Annotated in this window: 18 protein-coding genes; 4 read left to right on the top strand and 14 right to left on the bottom strand. The window is 39.6% G+C overall.

Annotated elements, in window-relative coordinates:
• Window positions 1–396 precede the first annotated feature (396 nt).
• Both LQ188_RS14200 and LQ188_RS14195 read left to right on the top strand, forming a co-directional pair.
• Window positions 397–717: a YbjQ family protein gene (locus tag LQ188_RS14200; protein WP_095391560.1), complete on the top strand. Its 321-nt coding sequence runs from the start codon at window positions 397–399 to the stop codon at window positions 715–717.
• Window positions 717–944 carry a hypothetical protein gene (locus LQ188_RS14195; RefSeq protein WP_101224371.1) on the top strand — a complete coding sequence of 76 codons (228 nt, stop codon included), beginning with the start codon at window positions 717–719 and terminating at the stop codon, window positions 942–944. Before LQ188_RS14200 ends, LQ188_RS14195 begins: the two co-directional genes overlap by 1 nt.
• A gap of 63 nt (window positions 945–1,007) precedes the next feature.
• Here LQ188_RS14195 and LQ188_RS14190 read toward each other — a convergent pair whose 3' ends face one another.
• The 5 genes from LQ188_RS14190 to LQ188_RS14170 all read right to left on the bottom strand — a co-directional run bounded on the left by LQ188_RS14190 (window position 1,008) and on the right by LQ188_RS14170 (window position 5,183).
• Window positions 1,008–1,469, bottom strand: a complete 462-nt coding sequence (locus LQ188_RS14190; protein ID WP_101224372.1) for a carboxymuconolactone decarboxylase family protein — start codon at window positions 1,467–1,469, stop codon at window positions 1,008–1,010.
• A gap of 84 nt (window positions 1,470–1,553) precedes the next feature.
• On the bottom strand, window positions 1,554–2,423 hold the full coding sequence (locus LQ188_RS14185; protein WP_101224373.1) for an RNA polymerase sigma-70 factor: 870 nt from the start codon (window positions 2,421–2,423) through the stop codon (window positions 1,554–1,556).
• Between the two features lie 257 nt (window positions 2,424–2,680).
• A complete protein-coding gene (locus LQ188_RS14180) occupies window positions 2,681–3,382 on the bottom strand; it encodes a hypothetical protein (RefSeq protein WP_230177160.1) in 702 nt (233 codons plus the stop codon).
• Between the two features lie 318 nt (window positions 3,383–3,700).
• Window positions 3,701–3,877, bottom strand: coding sequence for a hypothetical protein (locus LQ188_RS14175; RefSeq protein ID WP_164468801.1), 177 nt, complete (start codon window positions 3,875–3,877; stop codon window positions 3,701–3,703).
• A 418-nt stretch (window positions 3,878–4,295) separates the two neighbouring features.
• On the bottom strand, window positions 4,296–5,183 hold the full coding sequence (locus tag LQ188_RS14170; RefSeq protein WP_230177159.1) for a LysR family transcriptional regulator: 888 nt from the start codon (window positions 5,181–5,183) through the stop codon (window positions 4,296–4,298).
• Window positions 5,184–5,317: 134 nt separating this feature from the next.
• Here LQ188_RS14170 and LQ188_RS14165 point away from each other — a divergent pair, with 134 nt between their 5' ends.
• Together LQ188_RS14165 and LQ188_RS14160 are read left to right on the top strand one after the other, a co-directional pair.
• Window positions 5,318–6,301, top strand: coding sequence for a DMT family transporter (locus LQ188_RS14165; protein WP_230177158.1), 984 nt, complete (start codon window positions 5,318–5,320; stop codon window positions 6,299–6,301).
• A gap of 10 nt (window positions 6,302–6,311) precedes the next feature.
• Window positions 6,312–6,455 (top strand): YrzO family protein, encoded by a 144-nt coding sequence (locus tag LQ188_RS14160; protein ID WP_230177156.1) that lies wholly within the window; start codon window positions 6,312–6,314, stop codon window positions 6,453–6,455.
• Window positions 6,456–6,544: 89 nt separating this feature from the next.
• Here LQ188_RS14160 and LQ188_RS14155 read toward each other — a convergent pair whose 3' ends face one another.
• From LQ188_RS14155 to LQ188_RS14115, 9 genes are all read right to left on the bottom strand, one after another.
• Entirely contained in the window at window positions 6,545–8,113 is a 1,569-nt protein-coding gene (locus LQ188_RS14155; RefSeq protein ID WP_230177154.1) for a BCCT family transporter, read from the bottom strand.
• A 120-nt stretch (window positions 8,114–8,233) separates the two neighbouring features.
• Window positions 8,234–9,421, bottom strand: coding sequence for an iron-containing alcohol dehydrogenase (locus LQ188_RS14150; RefSeq protein ID WP_230177152.1), 1,188 nt, complete (start codon window positions 9,419–9,421; stop codon window positions 8,234–8,236).
• Window positions 9,422–9,491: 70 nt separating this feature from the next.
• The gene (locus tag LQ188_RS14145; protein WP_230177151.1) at window positions 9,492–10,664 is read right to left on the bottom strand and encodes a Zn-dependent alcohol dehydrogenase; all 1,173 of its coding nucleotides are present in this window, start codon (window positions 10,662–10,664) and stop codon (window positions 9,492–9,494) included.
• A 24-nt stretch (window positions 10,665–10,688) separates the two neighbouring features.
• On the bottom strand, window positions 10,689–12,215 hold the full coding sequence (locus tag LQ188_RS14140; RefSeq protein WP_230177149.1) for an aldehyde dehydrogenase family protein: 1,527 nt from the start codon (window positions 12,213–12,215) through the stop codon (window positions 10,689–10,691).
• Window positions 12,199–13,539 (bottom strand): lyase family protein, encoded by a 1,341-nt coding sequence (locus LQ188_RS14135; RefSeq protein WP_230177425.1) that lies wholly within the window; start codon window positions 13,537–13,539, stop codon window positions 12,199–12,201. The genes LQ188_RS14140 and LQ188_RS14135 overlap by 17 nt, the downstream gene beginning before the upstream one ends.
• 35 nt (window positions 13,540–13,574) lie before the next feature.
• Window positions 13,575–15,008, bottom strand: coding sequence for an aldehyde dehydrogenase (gene aldA / locus LQ188_RS14130; protein WP_230177147.1), 1,434 nt, complete (start codon window positions 15,006–15,008; stop codon window positions 13,575–13,577).
• Window positions 15,009–15,059: 51 nt separating this feature from the next.
• The gene (locus LQ188_RS14125) at window positions 15,060–16,205 is read right to left on the bottom strand and encodes a mandelate racemase/muconate lactonizing enzyme family protein (protein ID WP_230177145.1); all 1,146 of its coding nucleotides are present in this window, start codon (window positions 16,203–16,205) and stop codon (window positions 15,060–15,062) included.
• Between the two features lie 264 nt (window positions 16,206–16,469).
• Complete coding sequence (locus LQ188_RS14120; RefSeq protein WP_230177143.1) at window positions 16,470–17,435, bottom strand: glycine betaine ABC transporter substrate-binding protein; 966 nt, start codon at window positions 17,433–17,435, stop codon at window positions 16,470–16,472.
• 25 nt (window positions 17,436–17,460) lie between these two features.
• The gene (locus LQ188_RS14115; protein WP_230177142.1) at window positions 17,461–18,813 is read right to left on the bottom strand and encodes a sigma-54 dependent transcriptional regulator; all 1,353 of its coding nucleotides are present in this window, start codon (window positions 18,811–18,813) and stop codon (window positions 17,461–17,463) included.
• Window positions 18,814–18,821 lie beyond the last annotated feature (8 nt).

Here is an 18,821-nt window from a genome sequence, read left to right as displayed (position 1 = left end):
ATGAGTTCCGTTATGAGAAAGAAAAATTTATATTGCAGAAGGAAAAGGTGTTTCAATTAGCATCATAAATCTACACACATATAACAATCAAAACAGCAGTAATTAACACTAATAATTTTAATCCCATTTATTTTCTACGAAATGGGATTTTTTATGCGTACTCGAAATATGTTACGTGCAAAAGAAGTGAAATTCCTATCGTATAAGAAGGATAAAGCTTTTATTATGTTAAAATTTAAAGGAATGATATTATTATTGCTCGTAATTATTGAGTGATAAACTAAATATAATATTTAAACTTTTAAGAGAACTTGAATCATTTGTTTATGCCTTCAGTCTAGGGAATTTCAAGAGAAGTTTTAAAATTATAAAGTAAATAAGGTGGAGGCGATTAATGTGTTGGTAGTTACCACAGAAAAAATTGAAGGATACAAAATTGTAGAGGTAAAAGGGCCTGCCTTCGGTCTAATTGTAAGAAGCAGAGGGATTGGCGGCGATATCATGGCAGGGTTAAAATCCCTGGTAGGCGGAGAAATCAAGCAATATACAGCGATGCTTGAAGATTCAAGAAAAGAAGCTATGGACCGTATGATAAAAAATGCCACTGAAATGGGTGCAAACGCAATTATAATGATGAGATATGATTCTGGGGAAATCGGCACGAATATGAGCGAAATTGTTGCATATGGAACCGCCGTCATTGTGGAGAAAATATAATGAAATTCATCATAGGGTACTATATATTACAAATTATTATAGTTATCTTATGCATTTTACTTGGATACTTTATCTATGATAAACGGTTTAAACGTAATCACGGTGTAAAAGTTCCTGATGGATTTCAATCGACAGATGAAATAAATATAGACCCCGTGACAGGAGAAAAAACAAGGGTGTATTATAATCCTGATACGGGTGAACGCTTTTATAAAAAAGAAAACTAATTAAAAAGCCACGTTTTTACAATTAAACCCCTTGTAACCATACAAGGGGTTTTGATAACGACATTATTTTTCCATTACAGGCTTATAGTGCCCTGGTATGTTTTGGGCTGAAATGGCCAATCGGTTCCAGCCATTGATCGTGATGATTATGGTAACGAGATCGATATATTGTTTTTCATCAAAATGAAGGCGGACCCTCTCATACAGTTCATCAGGTACACCGTTTGCAGAAATGGCCGTGACCGCTTCCGTCAATTCCAACGCTGCCCTTTCTGAATCAGAATAGAATGGTGTTTCACGCCAAGCACTCAAACAGTAAATTCTTTGTTCCGTTTCACCCTTCGCCCGGGCATCCTTTGTATGCATATCCAAGCAGTACGCACAGCCATTGATTTGAGAGGCGCGAATTTTAATCAATTCGATTAATGTGCTATCGATTTCCGTTGTTTTCTTGTACTCCTCCAAACCCATCATTAATTTGACCACTTCACGATTTGTCTTCATGTAGTTAATCCGTTGTTCCATGTCTATCTCCTCCATAATCTTTTTAGGTTCCACTTATAAGACAAAATAGAGGTTTGATTTGTGACATCCAAAAAAAAAGACCCCTCAATCTATCACAGGAATATGATTTAATTTATCGGGATTGGTGACAATGAAGATTTTGCGGATATTTTTTTGTTTTGGATCTAATTCAAAGCAGATGACTTTGATAGGCTTTCCTTCTTTCATTTGCAAAATTCCTTCCTGGCCATTGACCATCACCGGAAGAAGTTCTCCTATGAAGCCTCCTTTAGCAGAAACGCCTTTAAGAAAGGCGGATACGCGCTGTCTGGTTACAATTGGATTTAAAGCAGAAAGCACTTTTCCTCCGCCGTCAGTAACAAGGACAACATCTTCTGTAAGAAGATCCAAAAACTCCTCAAAGTTTCCTGTCGCAGATGCTTTTATGAATTTTTTTGCCAAAAGATCGACATGTTTCGTATCCTCCGGATGGACGGGCCTATCATTCTGTAATTTCCGCTTAGCCCGGCTGTAGATCTTTCTGCAGTTCACTTCATTCTTTTCCAGCATCTCGGCGATATCTTCATAGCTGTAAGTGAATGCTTCCCTAAGCACGAAAACCGCTCTTTCAACAGGTGAAAGCTGTTCCAGCAAAACGAGGAAGGCATATGCAACCGTTTCATCCGTTACGACCTTATCTAGAGGCTGATCTGTTTCGTTTACCCGAGGTTCTGGCAGCCAAGGACCTGTGTAAACCTCTCTTCTTTTACGGGCTGATTTCAAGTAATTGAGACAGCGATTTGTCGTCATTTTCGCAAGATATGCTTTCATGTCCTTAATTTCGTCGGTATCAAGCTTAAGCTGCAGGAATAAATCATGAACGATATCTTCTGCATCTGTAACCGATCCGAGCATCCGGTATGCGATGGAAAAAAGAAAAGGTCGATATGTCTTATATAATGTATCTAACTCCACTTGCTTCACCTATTTTCTATCAAATTCGTTTTCGAAATCCTATCACTAATTATTCTCTAACCCAATCCTTTATCCTCCTTAATCTGAATAAAGCAGACAATCCTATCATACAAAAAAGAGCAGCAAAAGAGCTGCTCTCAGACTGTAGACAAACTAGCTACCTACCGTTCAACAGGATTCCTTTTTATGCCCACTTTTTAGACAAATATATGACCATCATCTGTCAAATGGTGTACCCATTTTTGCAAACTCATTTATCAAGGTGCTTCATACCATACGATATCATCAAACATTTTTACAACCCGCGGTATGAAGCCTTCTTCATATTCTTCCGGGTATTGAACGATTGCATAGTAAACGCGGTCGCCATGTTGAAAAACCGACACTGTACCTAATATGGAATAATTACTGCCCTTCTGACTAATGTCAAATTCCACCTCAGACCAATCAAATCGGTTAGGCGAATTATCAGATCGCTGTTTTATCTCAAAGTCGTTGCTTATCACAACTTCCCTCGCAAACTCCGCCTGTTCTTCTATTGTCGCATTCGTACCCTCACTTTTGGAAAATATCTGAACTTTGGCATCCTCATTTCTCTTGCCTGCAAAATTTGCAAAAACAATCATTGTATCTCCTTCACCAGAACTAGCCTCTTCAACGACCATGTCATCCACGATGTAGGTTGAGAATCCCAATGCCTGACTATGATGAAGCGTGAATTGGAATGGTTCTTCCATACCTTCTAATATGATCGTATCCGTTTTATTTGGCAGATCTTTTGTCGGATTTTCACCCGATTCACCTGAAGAATCTTTATCTTGCCCGTCGGTTTGCTTAGGATTATCATTTGGCTTTTCTGAAATTGGCGGAGATTCCTTATTTCCCTCCTGGACTCCTTTACAAGCACTAAGTCCTGTTACCAAAAAAACGGCTGCCAAAATCAACAATATCTTTTTCATTGGAACCCTCTTTTCTTGTGTTTTAACAAATTATTATACGGTCCCATATGGAAAAAAGTTACACTATGCTTCATTGAAATATCAGACTTTATCGACTAAAAAAGATCGATACTCCACTCGTTCCGAAAAAGAAAATATGAGATTGATTCACTTTGATGCGTCTATATCTTTATTTAACTAAACTATTCAATAGATAGTTTGAGTAGGAGTGCTTGAATGTATGATAATGTAAAGAATCGCATGTTCAAAAGGCCGCCAATTGGCGGCCTTCATAACTTCTACTAATTTGAAAAATAAATGTTTATGTATCGTTTATCGTTAAGATCCAATGCTATGTTCTACTGCAGTATCCCAATTAGGAAAATAATACAATGCATTCTTCATTAACTCCGGATCTGACTTCTTTACCTCTTTCTTTCGAGGTAGCTTCCCTTCTTTTTCTACTAAGTCAGAAATTTGATTCACGACTTCTTCAACACTCATATTTACTTCCATCTCTGTTCCCTCCTTCTTGTTATTATTTATATTTTTTCCCAATTGATGAAAAGTAATACAATTTTTCTATAGTTAAACTACCAGTTTAGTTTAAGTAGGTTATTTGAATGTATGATAATTGAAATGATCGTACAGACAAAAAGCCAACGAAATCGTTGGCTTTTGTCTAAATAATTCACAAATGCTTTTCCAAGTTAACGTTTGGTCCACCTTTGGTTAATGCTAAATACTTTCTAGAAGTAACATGATTAATAAACGACAAGCATAAGGAAACCGAAGCAATAATAAATACCATACTATGCTATATCGCTGTCCCTGTATCCCCATGTTTTACTTTTTATGAATAGTTTCGCAGCCTAAAATAATTGGTTTCAGCGATCCTCTATCATTCTATGTAAAGCTATTTGCTGCTCCTCCTTCATATCAGCTCAGGAGTAGGTCCAGGGTTTTGCTTAAATAGGTTTTCATGATGAGCTTCAATCGTTTGCAAGAAGCTTTTCATCGAGTTTGTCATATAAGCATCTTTACGGTGAATGAAGACAGTCGAGATATTGCGGTATTCTTCCGGAATTGCATGCACGTGGACTTTTGTTAGGTGGTTTACCGCCGATTGTGGTACGAGAGTAATGCCAAGACCGAGTGTTACGCTGGTTAAGATCGTTTCCAATACATTGAACTCCATGATCCTTTTGGGCATCACTTCTTCTTCCCTCAGCCATTGTTCCAGTTTAGAGCGATAGCCACAGCCCTGACTGAATACTAAAAATGGTTCTGTTATGATTTCTTCAAGGTTAAATGTTTCATTTCTTGTAACTAATACAAGTTTTTCTGTACATACATCGTATGGCTGAATGAGCGGATGTTTAATCGGTCCTGTAACAAAAGCGCCATCCAGCCTGTGTTCAATGACATCTTTAATTAAGTTTTCCGTTAACCCCGCCTTTATGGATAAATCGACATTTGGATACTGTTTATGATAAGAAGCTAGAATCTTGGGAAGATCGCTGACCGTTTCAACTGTACCGATGTTCAATATCCCTGTAGGTGTTTCACTATCCAGGAATACTTGCTTGAGTTCTTCCACATCTAGCAAAATTTTGTTTACATACTCCAGCATTTTTCTGGCCTCTGCAGTTAAAGACATGCCGCGTTTGTGCCTATTGAATAAAGGCGTTCGTAACTCCTGCTCTAAATGCTTAATCCTCGCCGTTACATTGGATTGGACGTAATTCAACTCAACAGCCGCCTTACTTACGCTGCCATATTTAGCGACGCACTGGAATATTTGCAAATCCCGCATTTCCATAAAAGTGCCCCCCTTCCTCAACTATCATTAATAATGATGATTACATTCATTTTAAGTCATTTTACATGATAATGACTTTATCATAAGGTGTGTATAGGAATTAAATCAATCATTATTTTTGAGGGGAAGCTTTTATGAAAAAAAATCAAGTTTTAATCGGTGCACTTTTATGTTTGACTGCCAGCATTTCTTGGGGAGCGATGTTTCCAGTTGCAGAAAGGGCCTTAATGTATATTGATCCTTTTTATTTCGCTTTTTTGCGATATTTAGCTGTTAGCGTCATTTTAGGGATATTGCTTTTAATTAAAGAGGGTAAGAAGTCTTTTAGCCTGGAAGGGCAAGGAAAGAAATTATTGTTTTTTGGGACGATGGCGTTCACTGTATACAACTTTCTCATTTTCGCAGGTCAAGATTTACTGGGGCATAACGGGGTAATTGTTGCTTCCATCATGGAATCATTAATGCCCATGATTTCAATTTTAATTCTGTGGGTTTTCAAAAGTGCCAGACCCATGAAGTATACAATCGCCAGCATGTTCCTTGCCTTGATAGGGGCCATTCTTGTCATTACCAATGGCAACTTATCATTCGTATTTTTATTGAAAGATAGCATCATCCCTATCCTTTTCATTCTTATCGGGGTTATAGGGTGGGTTATTTATACGATGGGCGGTAACCAATTCAACGGATGGTCAACACTTCGCTATTCGACTTTAACGTGCATTTTAGGAACAGCCGTATCAGCGATCATAACATTCCTCGCAACGGCTATGGGCCTGTCCGTCCCTACGGCAGAGGTTATGCAATCCATTTATGGCGAGATGATTTTCATGATTATTTTCCCTGGTGCCATAGCTCTTTTAAGCTGGAATTTAGGCATTAAACTTTTAACGCCGATCAATGGAATCCTATTTATCAATTTAGTTCCAATCACCACGTTGGCCATCGTTCTCATCCAAGGAGGATCACTATCATCCTACGAATTACTCGGAACTTTTTTAGTGATATATGCTTTGATTCAAAACAATTATTTTCAAAGAAAGAACTTGCCTTCCCGGGTTAAGGAAATGAATCCAAGTGAAAAGAAACATTTAATTAAAGGTACACAACATCAATAGGAGGGCAACAATGGATTTATTAACGCTTATGCTAATCTTTGGATTGGCTGTACTTTGGGAATTGGCAACGATTAATAAGAATGTGAAAAAGATGAATGAGCAAAATGCAGAATTGATCAATCTGTATAATGAAAGAAGGAAAAGAATTCGATAGGGTATTCCAGAACTTTTTCTAAATGCTAAAATACTACACAAAGAAAACCGGGGCAGCATGACTGTCCCGGTTCTTTTAACTTCCCAAAATTATATAACTTCACTTTTTTTCTCTAAATCTATTAAGTCTTGGTCTTCTCCGCTTTGATCACTAACATCATATTTTGCAGGAGATTTGGCGATTTTAAAGAGCGCAATCAATACTCCGAGCTCTAATATCAAAGCAGGGACACCGCCAAGATTAGAGAGCATTTTAATCCCGTCTATTTGGGCAAAGCTGATCATCATCCAGGAAACAAAACTTACGGTGATTCCCCAGGTAGCTTTGATTAAAATACCCGGCTCCGGACTTTTTGGGGAGATACCGGTAGAACTGATTCCGCCCATTGCTGCGGTATTTGCATCCGCTCCCGAGACAAATGATAGGAAAACAATGAATAGATAAAAAGGGATAACGACTTGAGCAAAAGGAAGCGCTTCGAATACTGCATATAAAACTGATTCAGCACCACTGTTATTCAAAACCCCTGCGAGTGCTCCCCCTTCCATTTGCATTTGAATGGATGTTCCACTAAAAATCGTCATCCAAATGCCACCGAATATCGCCGGCAAAATAAAGTTAACAAGGATTACGGTTTTTACTGTATATCCATAAGCTATTCTTCCTAGAAATAAAGCCGTAATCGCTGCCCAAGAAAACCAGTTTGCCCAATAAAATGTTGTCCACCATTGAGGCCATTGATCTCCAGCAGCAGATCCTGTAAATAAACTCTTCTCAAAAAAGTGCGTTAAGTAGTAACCTAACGATTCTGTTCCTAAATTCAGCATATAAGAAGTGGGACCTGCAATAAGAAGGAATAAAGCAACGGCATAGAACGCTTTAACGTTAATATTAGATAGTATCCGGATTCCTTTTGTCAATCCGCTTGATGCAGAAACAATAAAGATTGCCGTTCCGACGAGTGTGATAATTCCCCAAACAACCGGTGTACTTTCAATTCCGGTCAAACTTTTGATTCCGCCAGCTAGACTCATCGTACTCGTACCCATCGAGGCTGCCATACCCAAAGCCAATGTATATAAGCAGACTGCGTCAATCACCTGTCCGCTTTTCCCGTCTAATTTCTTACCTAGTACGGGTGATAGTGTAGACGATAAGCTATATGGTTTACGCATATTATAATAAGTAAAAGCAAAAACAATAATAGGTACACAATAAATAGCATAAGGTGTAATTGTCCAATGAAGGTACATCGTCGACATCGCAAAGATGGCCGCGGCTGGACTATTTGGGTCAATTCCCAAAGACTCAGGCGGCGCTGATACATGGTATACAGGCTCTACAATCCCCCAGAAAGTTAACCCAGAGGCAATGGTTGTGGTTAAAGTGATAGCAAACCAGTTTTTGAAACTCAAGATGGGCTTTGCATTTACACCGCCGATTTTAACTTTTCCCAGTGGAGAAAAGTAAGTAGCAATGCACGCTATTACCATTAGTAATCCGCTTATACTAAACACCCCTCCTAAGTTTGCAATTACCCAATTGTTTGCATCAGTCGTTATTTTTATAAACGCTTCTTTATTAGTAAAGCTAAGAATAACGGCGCCTAACAGTAATAAAAACGGCGGCCAAAACACTAAGTGTCTGATACTTTTCATAATACCCTCCTAATTAAAGGAAAGCGCTTACAACCTTAATTTCGAAACGGATGCTTTTACCATCATCCATTTCGAAATTATAAGAATAAGACACTTCCAAAATATTTAAACTATTTATTATTAAGCATTAACTTGTGAAGGTGTTAAAATCTTGCTGGCAAACTGTTTCATTTCTTCCTTGGTTGCCACACGGCAATTATTTAGACGCATTGGAGTATTTTCCTCTGAAAATGCAATTTCAACCAGGCTATCGATGTCAGCCGGGCTTAAACCATCATCTTGCAGGGAAATCTTCAAGCCACTTTTTTCCACTAACCTATTAAATGCATCTGCACCTGCCAGAGCTAGTTCTTCCTCTGTCAATCCCGCTTCTTTAACTCCGAGAGCACGGGCAATTTCAGCATGAATTTTAATGGACTCTTCTGCGTTCCATGCATATGCAGCAGTTAAAGCAATGGAGACCGCACGGCCGTGGTGAATGCGTCCTAGGGTTCCGAGGGCATGACCGATGCAATGAGCGATTCCGGTTCCCCCTTGCTCGATGGCCATTCCTGCAAGGGTTGCCGCCAATGCGAGATTTCCTCTCGCCTCCAGGTCGGCAGGGTTATGCAGCGCCGTTTCAAAATGCTTGGTTATCAATCGAATAGATTGTAAGCTTAATGCTTCAATAAATGGATTCGATCTTTTTCCGGCGCATGCTTCAATCGAATGAACAAGGGCATCAAGAGTTGTGGCAGCTGTTAAGAAGTCCGGCAAGGCTACAGTGAATTTCGGTTCTAAAATGGCCAGTTCGGGTGCCATATCGGCATCCCATCCCCACACCTTTCTTTTTTCGTCAGTAGAAAAAACAACCGTACTTGTCACTTCGGCTCCTGTTCCTGAAGTAGTGGGAATCATGATCGATTTAATGCTCTTCGGTGCAAATGAATGTACCATTAGCGCATAATGCATGGCCGGATGCTCTGCTCCTGCCACAAGGGAGGCCATCTTTGCTACATCCATTGCAGAGCCCCCACCCAACCCGATTACGCATTTAGAGCCGGACCGCCTAATGAGTTCTGCCGCTTCGTCAATAGATGCTGCCGTTGGATCACTTTGTACATTGCTAAAGACAATGGTTTCCACTCCATCATCCTCGAGCGCCTTCACGATGATATCAGAAAGGCCAACTTTCATTACACCGGGATCTGTAATTAGAACTGCTTTATTATGACCACTAATTCGCTTTACATCTGTTCCAATTTGCAAAGAGCGGTCAATTCCGAATGCAATTTGCGTTTTAGGTATGAATTCAAAAGAAATACTCAAGTTATATCCTCCTACTTCTGATCTTTGCTCGCCCATCCTTCATCCGTTGATCGGATGATAAAGGAGCTGTTTATATTACCGGTCCAATCTTTTCACTTTCAAATTCCCTGTTGTCAATAGCTGGTTGTGTTGAAGACTCAATAACGGATCTCCCTACATTAATGCAGTTGCAGTCATGGAATGCATCAAAGGCAGTGTTGATATCATTAAGCTTTATACGCTCAAGGACCAGTTCATCCAACATAAATTTGCCATCAAGATAAAGCTGGGCTATTCGCGAAAAATCGCGGAATGGCTGTACATCACCATAGAAGCTCCCTTTTAGGATTTTCCCGACACGATGGAAGCCGCTTGCAGGCAAATTCAATGCCATATCAGGATTAAAGGCGCCGACCACTACGACCGTTCCACCCTTTCTTGTCCCTTTCCAAGCGTTTTCCGTTGCCTTTGTATTTCCTGAACAATCAATCGCAAAATGGACACCGTGTCCATTTGTTAAAGCTTTTAATTTTTCTTCTACATTCTCTTTTGCGACATTAACTGTATGAGTAGCGCCAAAACGTTTCGCAATTTCAAGATTTGCAGGTTTTACATCACATGCAATGATCTTGGCTGCCCCAGCAATTCGGGCACCTTGAATGGCATTAACACCTACACCTCCTATTCCAAACACAGCCACCGTTGAACCTGGAGTGACTTTTGCCGCATTTACCGCAGCTCCATATCCAGTGGCAACCCCACAACCGATTAAAGAGGCTTGTGCCATCGGCATTTCGTCCGGAAGTTTAATGCAAGACATTTCCGGCACTACTGCATATTCAGCAAATGTAGATAGAAGCGAGTTATGAAAAATTGTTGCCCCTTCTTTACTTAATCGAGACGTTCCATCCAATAATGTTCCATCAAACATCGGCCCAAAAGCTGACTCACATAAGTGAACAGCGCCTGTTACACAAAACTCACAAGTACCGCAATAAGGAACCCAGCTTAATGCAACCTTGTCACCAACTTTTACATTTTTGACATTCGGTCCAATCTTAGCAACAACACCTGCTCCTTCATGGCCTAAAATAGTCGGGGTTGGCGTCGAGGCATCATTTAAAGCATTTAAATCACTATGGCACACACCGGTTGCTTCTATTTTGACAAGCACTTCATTTGATTTCGGTGCTGCAAGATCCACTTCTTGAATGTCTAATGGTGCCCCAACACCTGTCATAACTGCCGCTTTCATTTTCATCATTCGTCCCCCAGCTTCCTTCATAGTTTAATAAGCCATCCAAATTGCTTTTGTTTTCGTATACGATTGCAGAGAGTGAATCGCATATTCCTTGCCCCAACCACTCTGTTTCCATCCGCCAAATGGACTCGCAAAATCGTAACATCCGTATTTATTAATAAACACCATGCCCGCTTCTAATTTTCTGGCTACACGGTTTGCACGTGATACATCATTTGTCCAAAGACCCGCTGCTAGTCCGTATACAGTATCGTTCGCAATTCGAACTGCTTCTTCTTCTGTATCAAATGGAATGATGCATAAAACAGGTCCGAAAATTTCTTCTTGAGCAATTGACATCTTATTATCTACATCTGCAAAAATTGTTGGGCGGATAAAGTATCCGTGTTCATTTTCACCCGTCATATCGCGCTCACCGCCTGTTACAAGCCGGGCACCTTCCTTTTCGCCATTTTCAATATGTCTCAAAATGGATTCCATATGCGCTTTAGATACCTGGGCACCTTGATCACTTTCCGGATCAAATGGATTGCCGCATTTGTAACGATTAGCGTACGTTGCAATTTTATCGACCACTTGATCATATACGTCACGTTGAACTAGTAAACGGGTTGGAGCGGAGCATTTTTCTCCTTTATGTGTAAATAATCCATAAAACGAGCGCTCGATCGCTGCCTGTAAATCCGGAGCATCACTAAAAATAATGTTTGGGGATTTCCCGCCAAGTTCAAGTGTTACTGGTTTTAAATTAGAATCTGCCGAGTCATGAACAAGTTGTTTTCCGACACCGGTACTTCCAGTAAACGAAACTTTATCAATATCCATATGACGGCTAATGTAAGAACCAATCGATCCTTTTCCTAATATTAAATTAAGGACCCCAGCTGGTAAGATACCTGCTTCATCAATGATTTCAAATAAACGGATGGCTGAAAGAGACGTTGTACTCGATGGCTTGATAATGACGGTATTTCCCATCGCCAACGCCGGTGCAAGCTTCCAGGCCGCCATATCGATCGGGAAGTTAAACGGGACAATTTGACCGCATACACCAATCGGATCACGTGTCGTATAGCTTAAAAAATTTCCTTCCACCGGGTTGTTTTCACCGTAGTATTTATCCGTCCATCCAGCATAGTACTCGAATAAATCTGAAGCTTCCTGCACGTCATCATTAAATGATTCTGTATAAAGCTTTCCATTATCCAATGACTCTAACGTTGCAAGCTCTGCTTGATGCTGTTTTATTAACGCACTAATGTTGCGTAAAGTTTTTGCGCGGTCTTTTCGTGTCAATTCGCGCCAAGGGCCGTGGTCAAATGCCTGGCGGGCGGCTGCTACAGCTTGATCAATATCAGCTTTTGTTGCACTTTGAAATTGTCCGATAACTTTACCGTTTGAAGGATTGATTGTCTCAATCGTTTCCCCGCTTGCACTATCAAGCCATTCGCCATTTATATAGAGTCTTTTCGTTTGTTTTAGCCATTCTTTTGCCCATTCTAATTTCGGTTGCTCTATTCCTTTAAATAAAGTTTGCTCATTGATTTGTGTCATTTGTTTCCCCTCCGCTATAAAAAAGTTCCTTTACACCTTCATGACCTTTTTCTTTCAATATCGTTGAAATTTTTGCATAACCGTATTTTTCTTTAAGGGTCACAACCAGTGGAATCAGACCATTTGATAATTGTTCACATCTCTGTGCATTGACAGTAGTCCCGTTTATACAAAGCATCGTGAATTTTGGCAGCATGGTTGAAAACATGTTCATGGCATCTAAGATATTAACTCCCGCTGCACCTTCGAATACATTCAAATCCAATTCACCATGTTCTAATGCAGACTGGACGACACGATCACAACCTAATACTTGAAAACAACATTGAATGAGTGTTTCCGGTATAACCGGATTTATTTTCCCCGGGAAAAACGATGAACCTGCTTGTACTGCTGGAAGTACGATTTCACCAAACCCTGCTTCTGGTCCTGATGACAGCAATCGTAAATCTTTAGCGAATTTAATCAAACAAGATGCAAGCTGTTTCAGTTCACTTGACACATCAGCTAAATCGTCCATATTTTGAGCAGCATCAAATAAATTTTCCCGATGATGAAGCAGCAGTCCCGATGCTTCACATAACTTCATAACAATCACATCTCGATATCTGTCCGATGCACCGACACCAGAGCCAATAACCGTTCCTCCCAGATTGATTGCGTGCAATTGTTCAACAGCCTTTTCCATATGCTTGAGACGGCGCTCCAACATTGCTGCATAACCACTGAATTTTTCACCTAATGTAACACGCATGGCATCTTGTAAACATGTTCGCGAAATTGTGGTAATATCACTAAATTCACTTGCTTTGAACGTCACTTTTTCTATAAGATCATTCATTTCTTGTCTTAATAATTGAAAACTTGAGATTATCGCCATCCGGATCGCTGTATGACAAACATCTGAAGTAGATTGAGATGCATTCACATGCTCTGTTGGATGAATGGGTGTATACCTGCCTTTTTCCACACAGAATGCTGCATTAGCAAAATTGGCAATCACTTCATTGACATTCATATTTGTTCCGATCCCACCGCCGCCGTGTAATACATCAATTAAAAACTGATCTCCATTTGCTCCAGATAAAAGGTGATTGCAAGCAGAGGATATCTGTTCACCCACTTCTTTTGAAAACACTTTAGCTTCTACATTTGCTGCAGCAGCTGATTTTTTTACGATTAAAAGGGCTTCCACGTATAGTGGGTATTGCTGAAGCGTCCGATTTGAAAACGACAAATTTTCAATTGTTCGTACTGTGTTAATTCCATAAAGAGCCCCTTTAGGAAGTGCAACCTTTCCGATTTCATCCTCTTCTACTCTCATATTGTTCAACACATTTCACCTTCTTCGGATCCAAATTAAAACTTAAAATAAACAGTTTTGATTTGTAAAAATTCTTCAAATCCATGTTTTCCATCATCGCCGCCAATACCCGATTGTTTCCAACCAGAGTGATACCCTTGGTAAGCTTCTCCTTGTTGACGATTTACATATACTTCGCCACATTCCAGCTTCGTTGTAAGTTCCATCACATATTGATAGTTGTTTGTGTAGACGTTGGCAGTCAGGCCATATTGTGAGTCGTTTGCCATATCAATCACTTCTTCTAACGTATCGAATGTAATGATCGGCAGCACCGGGCCAAAAATTTCATCGTGAACGATATTCATTTGTTGAGTGCATTGATCTAAAAGAGTCGGAGGATAAAAACTATCGGTCAATCCTTCTACTAAACTGCCACCGCATAAAATCGTGGCTCCTTCATCTATTGCCCCGAGTACCATGCTGTGCACACGCTGAACGTCATGAGCGCTTATTAAGCAACTCATTTCCACATCCGGATCGGCTAGCCCATCACCAATATGAACGGATTGAAAAGCCTCGACCAGTTTTTTCGTGAACGTTTCCTTAATGTCCCGATGAACATAGACGCGCTCGGTGTTATTACAAACTTGACCAGAGTTCGCAAGCCGGCCTCCCTTTATTGCATTGACAGCCAAGTCTATATCTGCATCCTCCATAACAATGGCAGGTGCCTTTCCGCCGAGCTCGAGCGAAGTACGGACCATATGACGAGATGCTTTTTCCATGATTCGTTTACCGACTCTCGTACTTCCAGTAAAAGTCACCATATTTATTTGGTCTGAAGAACTTAATGTTTCACCCACAACATCATCAGTTCCAGTGACGATATTAATAACTCCTTCAGGGAACCCGGCTTGATGAATACATTGTGCAAGTTCTAAGGCGGATAAGGGTGATTTCACACTTGGCTTGATGACAACTGTATTACCGCAAATAAGTGCTGGAATGATTTTTCTCATTAATACGTAAATAGGAAAATTCCATGGAACAATCACTAAAACAACACCAAGCGGTTCTTTAAAAGAAATAATTTTTTCATTCGGATTATCACTATCAACTACATCGCCTTCAATACGTCGGGCCCACTGCGCTTGGTATTCACCTAAATCTGCTGCATAAAAGACTTCTGACTTTGCAGCAGACAGTGGTTTCCCCATCTCCTGTGTAATAGCAGCGGCAATTTCATTTAATGATCCTTCTTTTCGCATTTCGTTTAATAGATTCATGACGAATTCAGCTCTTTTGTACGACGGTAACCCTTTCCATGAGGAAAAAGCATGTTTTGCTCCTTGAATGGCGTGTTCGGCTTCTTCCTTTGTACAAGATGACACTTGAGCAACTACTTGACCGGTTGCTGGGTATATAACATCCATATAGTCTTCACTATGGATGAATTGTCCTTGAATATATGCTTGGTATTGTTTCACGGTTCTTTTCACCCTTCTTTACTAGTTTCATATTTCGAAAGCGAATACATTTTAAATAGAGATTGGATTGCTTTCTCCTACATAAAAGTGATTCACTTCATATTTTCTTAACGCCTCTTCGTCTAACTCGATCCCCAAGCCTGGTTTTTCAGGTGCGACTAGATATCCTTCGGCGTCGATCATTAAGCTGTGCTTTTGAATATAATCGCGGCGGTCATTTGACCATGCAGGTGGATCATAAGGAAATTCCAAATATGGACAATGACTGATTGCTGCAGCTAGATGTAGGTTCGCTAGAAGACCCACGCCATTTGTCCACGTATGGGGACTGAACCACCCACCGCTCCCTTGAACTAGTTCAGCAATCTTTTTCGTTTGTGTAATTCCTCCTGATAAAGCAACATCCGGTTGATATACATCAAGTGAATTACTCTTATTCATTTCTCTAAAATCATGCCAATTCCGATTCATTTCCCCCCCTGCGATACGAATACCGACCATGTCACGCAATTTTGCCATCATTTCAAATTGATGTGATGGAAGTGGTTCCTCTAACCAAAAGACATTTAACTGTTCAAGTTCTTTTGCGACTTGATAAGCCATTTTCAAATCCCAGGTACGTTCAACATCCCAAGGCATTTTCCAGCCTTGATTCGCATCAACCATTATTTCCAGCTTGTCTCCAACTGCTTTCCGTACAGCTTCCACCACTTTAATATCATCTTTGACATCTTTATGGTGAAAACGAATTTTCATCGCTTTGAAACCTTGTTCCACAAAAGAAATAGCGCGTTCTGCACGCACATCCGGAGTGACAATTTCGCCTGTCGAAGCATAAGCCAGCAATTTATTTGAACGTCCGCCAAGTAATTTATAGACTGGTTGTCCTGTCGCTTTTCCCATTAAATCCCAAAGCGCCAAATCAAGTGGCCAACAACGTCCATAATGAAAATCAATATTCTGAATGACTTGTGAATGACGTTCTATTGCAAAAGGATCTTGGCCGATAAATAAATGCTCATGACCTTCAAACCCCATCATCAGGTCTCCTGACCCAACACCGGTAATGCCTTCATCCGTATGAACATACACCACGGTTGATGCAAATTTTTTCCTCGGTTCCGGGTCCCACGCTGCCTTAAATGGTGGATCTAGCGGCAATAAATAGTGCTTGATTTCAATGCCTGTAATTTTCATGTTGATGCCTCCTATAAAATTTGAATTGCTAAATTTTTTTATTTGCTAATTCTTTATTTGCTATAAATTAATATTGCAAGTCACATGCCAACTTCTTTTATGCTCTAATATCAGCCATAATAAGCATGAATACTTTGAATTGTAGAAATCCTCTACAAAATAAGTGTAGAAAAATTCTACAGTGTATAGGTTCTCTACAAAATTACGCTTTCTGCGATACATAATTATCCATAATCAAAAAAAATAAGCCTTGCATTTGCAGGCTTATTTTTGGATCAATTCATTTGTGACCAAGAAATCATAGGCTACCTTTGATACATCTTGATGAAGAATATCTACTTGATAGATTAAATGATCTATCTTTTCATTTGTTAATTTGGCCGAAAGAAGGTTTACTTTTTTACTGATGATAGGATATTCTTTCATTGTTTTCGTTAACATTATAGGAGCGGCATGATAAGGAGGAAACACCACTTTATCCTCCTTTAATACACCTAAACTATATTCTTCAATACGGCTGTCTGATTCCATTCCTACAGCAACATCCACTCTTCCCTCTTTTACAGCTAATGGAAGTATTTTTGAATCAAGGGCAATCACATCCTCTTTCCCCAGGTCAACATGATACGCCTCGTTTAATCGCTTGAATCCGTCCTCTCTAATCAAAAACTCTTCGTTTGTTGCAATCTTTATTTTATTTTCTTCTCTTTGGATATATTTCATCAAATCACTAATTGTATAAATATGATGTTTTTCCATGAAAGTACGTGTAACAATGAGTCCCCAACTGCTATTAAAATCACTGCGATTTAACCAGGTTATCCCTCTTTTAGCATCTTCTTCTTTTACAAGTTGATATAATTGATTTCCATTATAAACGGGAGACTTCTTATGATAGTACATTCTGGCTGTATTCGTATATTCCCAGTAAATATCGATAAATCCTTGTTCAACGGCTTGTCTAATGGAAGGGCTGTCTAGAAAGCGAATTTCTTTTACTATAAACCCTTCATTTTTTAATAACAACGCAGTCATTTTCATTAGCAGATATTGTTCCGTTAACGATTTGGATCCGATTTGGATAACGTGATTTCCTGATGTTTGATCTGTTTTGGGCTGGTTTTCTTTTTCTGTTGATTCGATTGAATGAGAGTCGTTACAGGACAATAAAAATAGGCAGCACAATAACATCACGAAAACTCTACACACTTTATAAAGGCAACTGTTCAAGATATTCTCTTCCTCAAATGCGGATTCATGGTTTGATCCCCATTTTTTTCATCTTATAAATAAGAGTATGACGTGCAATACCTAACTTTTCTGCAGCTTTTGTTTGATTATCGTTTGTTTCCGTAAGTGCTTTTTTTATCATTTGTTCCTCCACCTCTTCCAATACTTGTGAAAGATTATTGCTTATCGTTTTTTGCTCATTACGTAAAGACGATTTGTCATGGGCTAATTGCTGGCTGGTGAATGTGTACTCTAAATCGGCCACTTCGATCGTTCCTATACGCTTTAGAATGTGGATCCTCTCTATCGTGTTTAATAGCTCCCGAATGTTACCTGGCCAAAGATGGGAAGATAATTGTTGTACAACTTCAGGGTGAATGGTAAGTTGTTTTTTGTATTTTTGATTTAGTTTTTCAATGTGATGATTTACAAGCGGGCTTATTTCTTCTTTCCGATCTCGTAATGGAGGAATTTCAACCTCCATTAAATTAAGACGGTAATATAAATCTTCCCTGAACTTCTGTTCTTGGACTAATTTTTTTAAGTTTTTATTTGTAGCGGCAATAATTCTTACATCCAATGAATGGTACTCATTGCTCCCAAGCTGCATTATTTTCTTTTCTTCAATAACATGCAGTAGTTTGACTTGCATTCCTAACGAAATTTCCCCGATTTCATCCAAGAAAATGGTTCCCCCATCCGCTGCCAAAAACTTCCCTTTTTGTGAGGATGTCGCTCCTGTAAAGGATCCTTTTCGGAAACCAAACAACTCGCTTTCTAGTAACGTTTCTGGAATTGCAGCACAGTTAATCGCTACAAAAGGCTTGTCCCTGCGAATACTGTTTTCGTGAATCCATTTCGCTAAAGCAGTTTTGCCAACACCGCTCTCTCCAAGAATCAGGATGCTGGCTTCTGTATCCTTTACGCGTTGCACCAATTCCATCACTTTATTCATCTTCCCACTTTGGGATATAAACCCTTGAACACTCAACCTGCCATCGCTTTCCCCACGCGGCTGCTGACACACCTTTATTACAATCTTTTTTAGTTCCTCAAGTTCAATCGGCTTATTTAAATAATCCGCAGCTCCAAGTTTCATCGCCAATACAGCGCTTTCAACATTTCCGTAAGCAGTCAACATTATAACTGGAATATCATTTTCTTTTTTAATGACTTTTAAGACATCTATCCCTGTCATATCAGGTAGCATATAATCCAAAATAACGGCATCGATTTTTGTTTTACTAATTATATTTAAAGCATCTTGTCCATTGTGGGCAACAAAAGTACGCAGCTGAGCCTTTTGTAATTTACGGGCGATCAATTTACATAATTGCTCTTCATCATCCACTATCAATACATTCCAAGTAACAGTCATTGTGCTCC

The organism is Peribacillus sp. Bi134, assembly GCF_918698065.1.
In the GTDB taxonomy this organism is placed as follows: domain Bacteria; phylum Bacillota; class Bacilli; order Bacillales; family DSM-1321; genus Peribacillus.
Note: the sequence above shows the minus strand (reverse complement) of the source record. Positions and strands in the feature narration are given on the sequence as shown.

Excerpts from the sequence above, each read along its gene's own strand:
- LQ188_RS14195 (WP_101224371.1), top strand. The coding sequence starts at position 717 with ATGAAATTCATCATAGGGTACTATATATTACAAATTATTATAGTTATC.
- LQ188_RS14190 (WP_101224372.1), bottom strand. The coding sequence starts at position 1,469 with ATGGAACAACGGATTAACTACATGAAGACAAATCGTGAAGTGGTCAAA.
- LQ188_RS14180 (WP_230177160.1), bottom strand. The coding sequence starts at position 3,382 with ATGAAAAAGATATTGTTGATTTTGGCAGCCGTTTTTTTGGTAACAGGA.
- LQ188_RS14175 (WP_164468801.1), bottom strand. The coding sequence starts at position 3,877 with ATGGAAGTAAATATGAGTGTTGAAGAAGTCGTGAATCAAATTTCTGAC.
- LQ188_RS14170 (WP_230177159.1), bottom strand. The coding sequence starts at position 5,183 with ATGGAAATGCGGGATTTGCAAATATTCCAGTGCGTCGCTAAATATGGC.
- LQ188_RS14165 (WP_230177158.1), top strand. The coding sequence starts at position 5,318 with ATGAAAAAAAATCAAGTTTTAATCGGTGCACTTTTATGTTTGACTGCC.
- LQ188_RS14160 (WP_230177156.1), top strand. The coding sequence starts at position 6,312 with ATGGATTTATTAACGCTTATGCTAATCTTTGGATTGGCTGTACTTTGG.
- LQ188_RS14155 (WP_230177154.1), bottom strand. The coding sequence starts at position 8,113 with ATGAAAAGTATCAGACACTTAGTGTTTTGGCCGCCGTTTTTATTACTG.
- LQ188_RS14145 (WP_230177151.1), bottom strand. The coding sequence starts at position 10,664 with ATGATGAAAATGAAAGCGGCAGTTATGACAGGTGTTGGGGCACCATTA.
- LQ188_RS14140 (WP_230177149.1), bottom strand. The coding sequence starts at position 12,215 with ATGACACAAATCAATGAGCAAACTTTATTTAAAGGAATAGAGCAACCG.
- LQ188_RS14135 (WP_230177425.1), bottom strand. The coding sequence starts at position 13,539 with ATGAGAGTAGAAGAGGATGAAATCGGAAAGGTTGCACTTCCTAAAGGG.
- LQ188_RS14125 (WP_230177145.1), bottom strand. The coding sequence starts at position 16,205 with ATGAAAATTACAGGCATTGAAATCAAGCACTATTTATTGCCGCTAGAT.
- LQ188_RS14115 (WP_230177142.1), bottom strand. The coding sequence starts at position 18,813 with ATGACTGTTACTTGGAATGTATTGATAGTGGATGATGAAGAGCAATTA.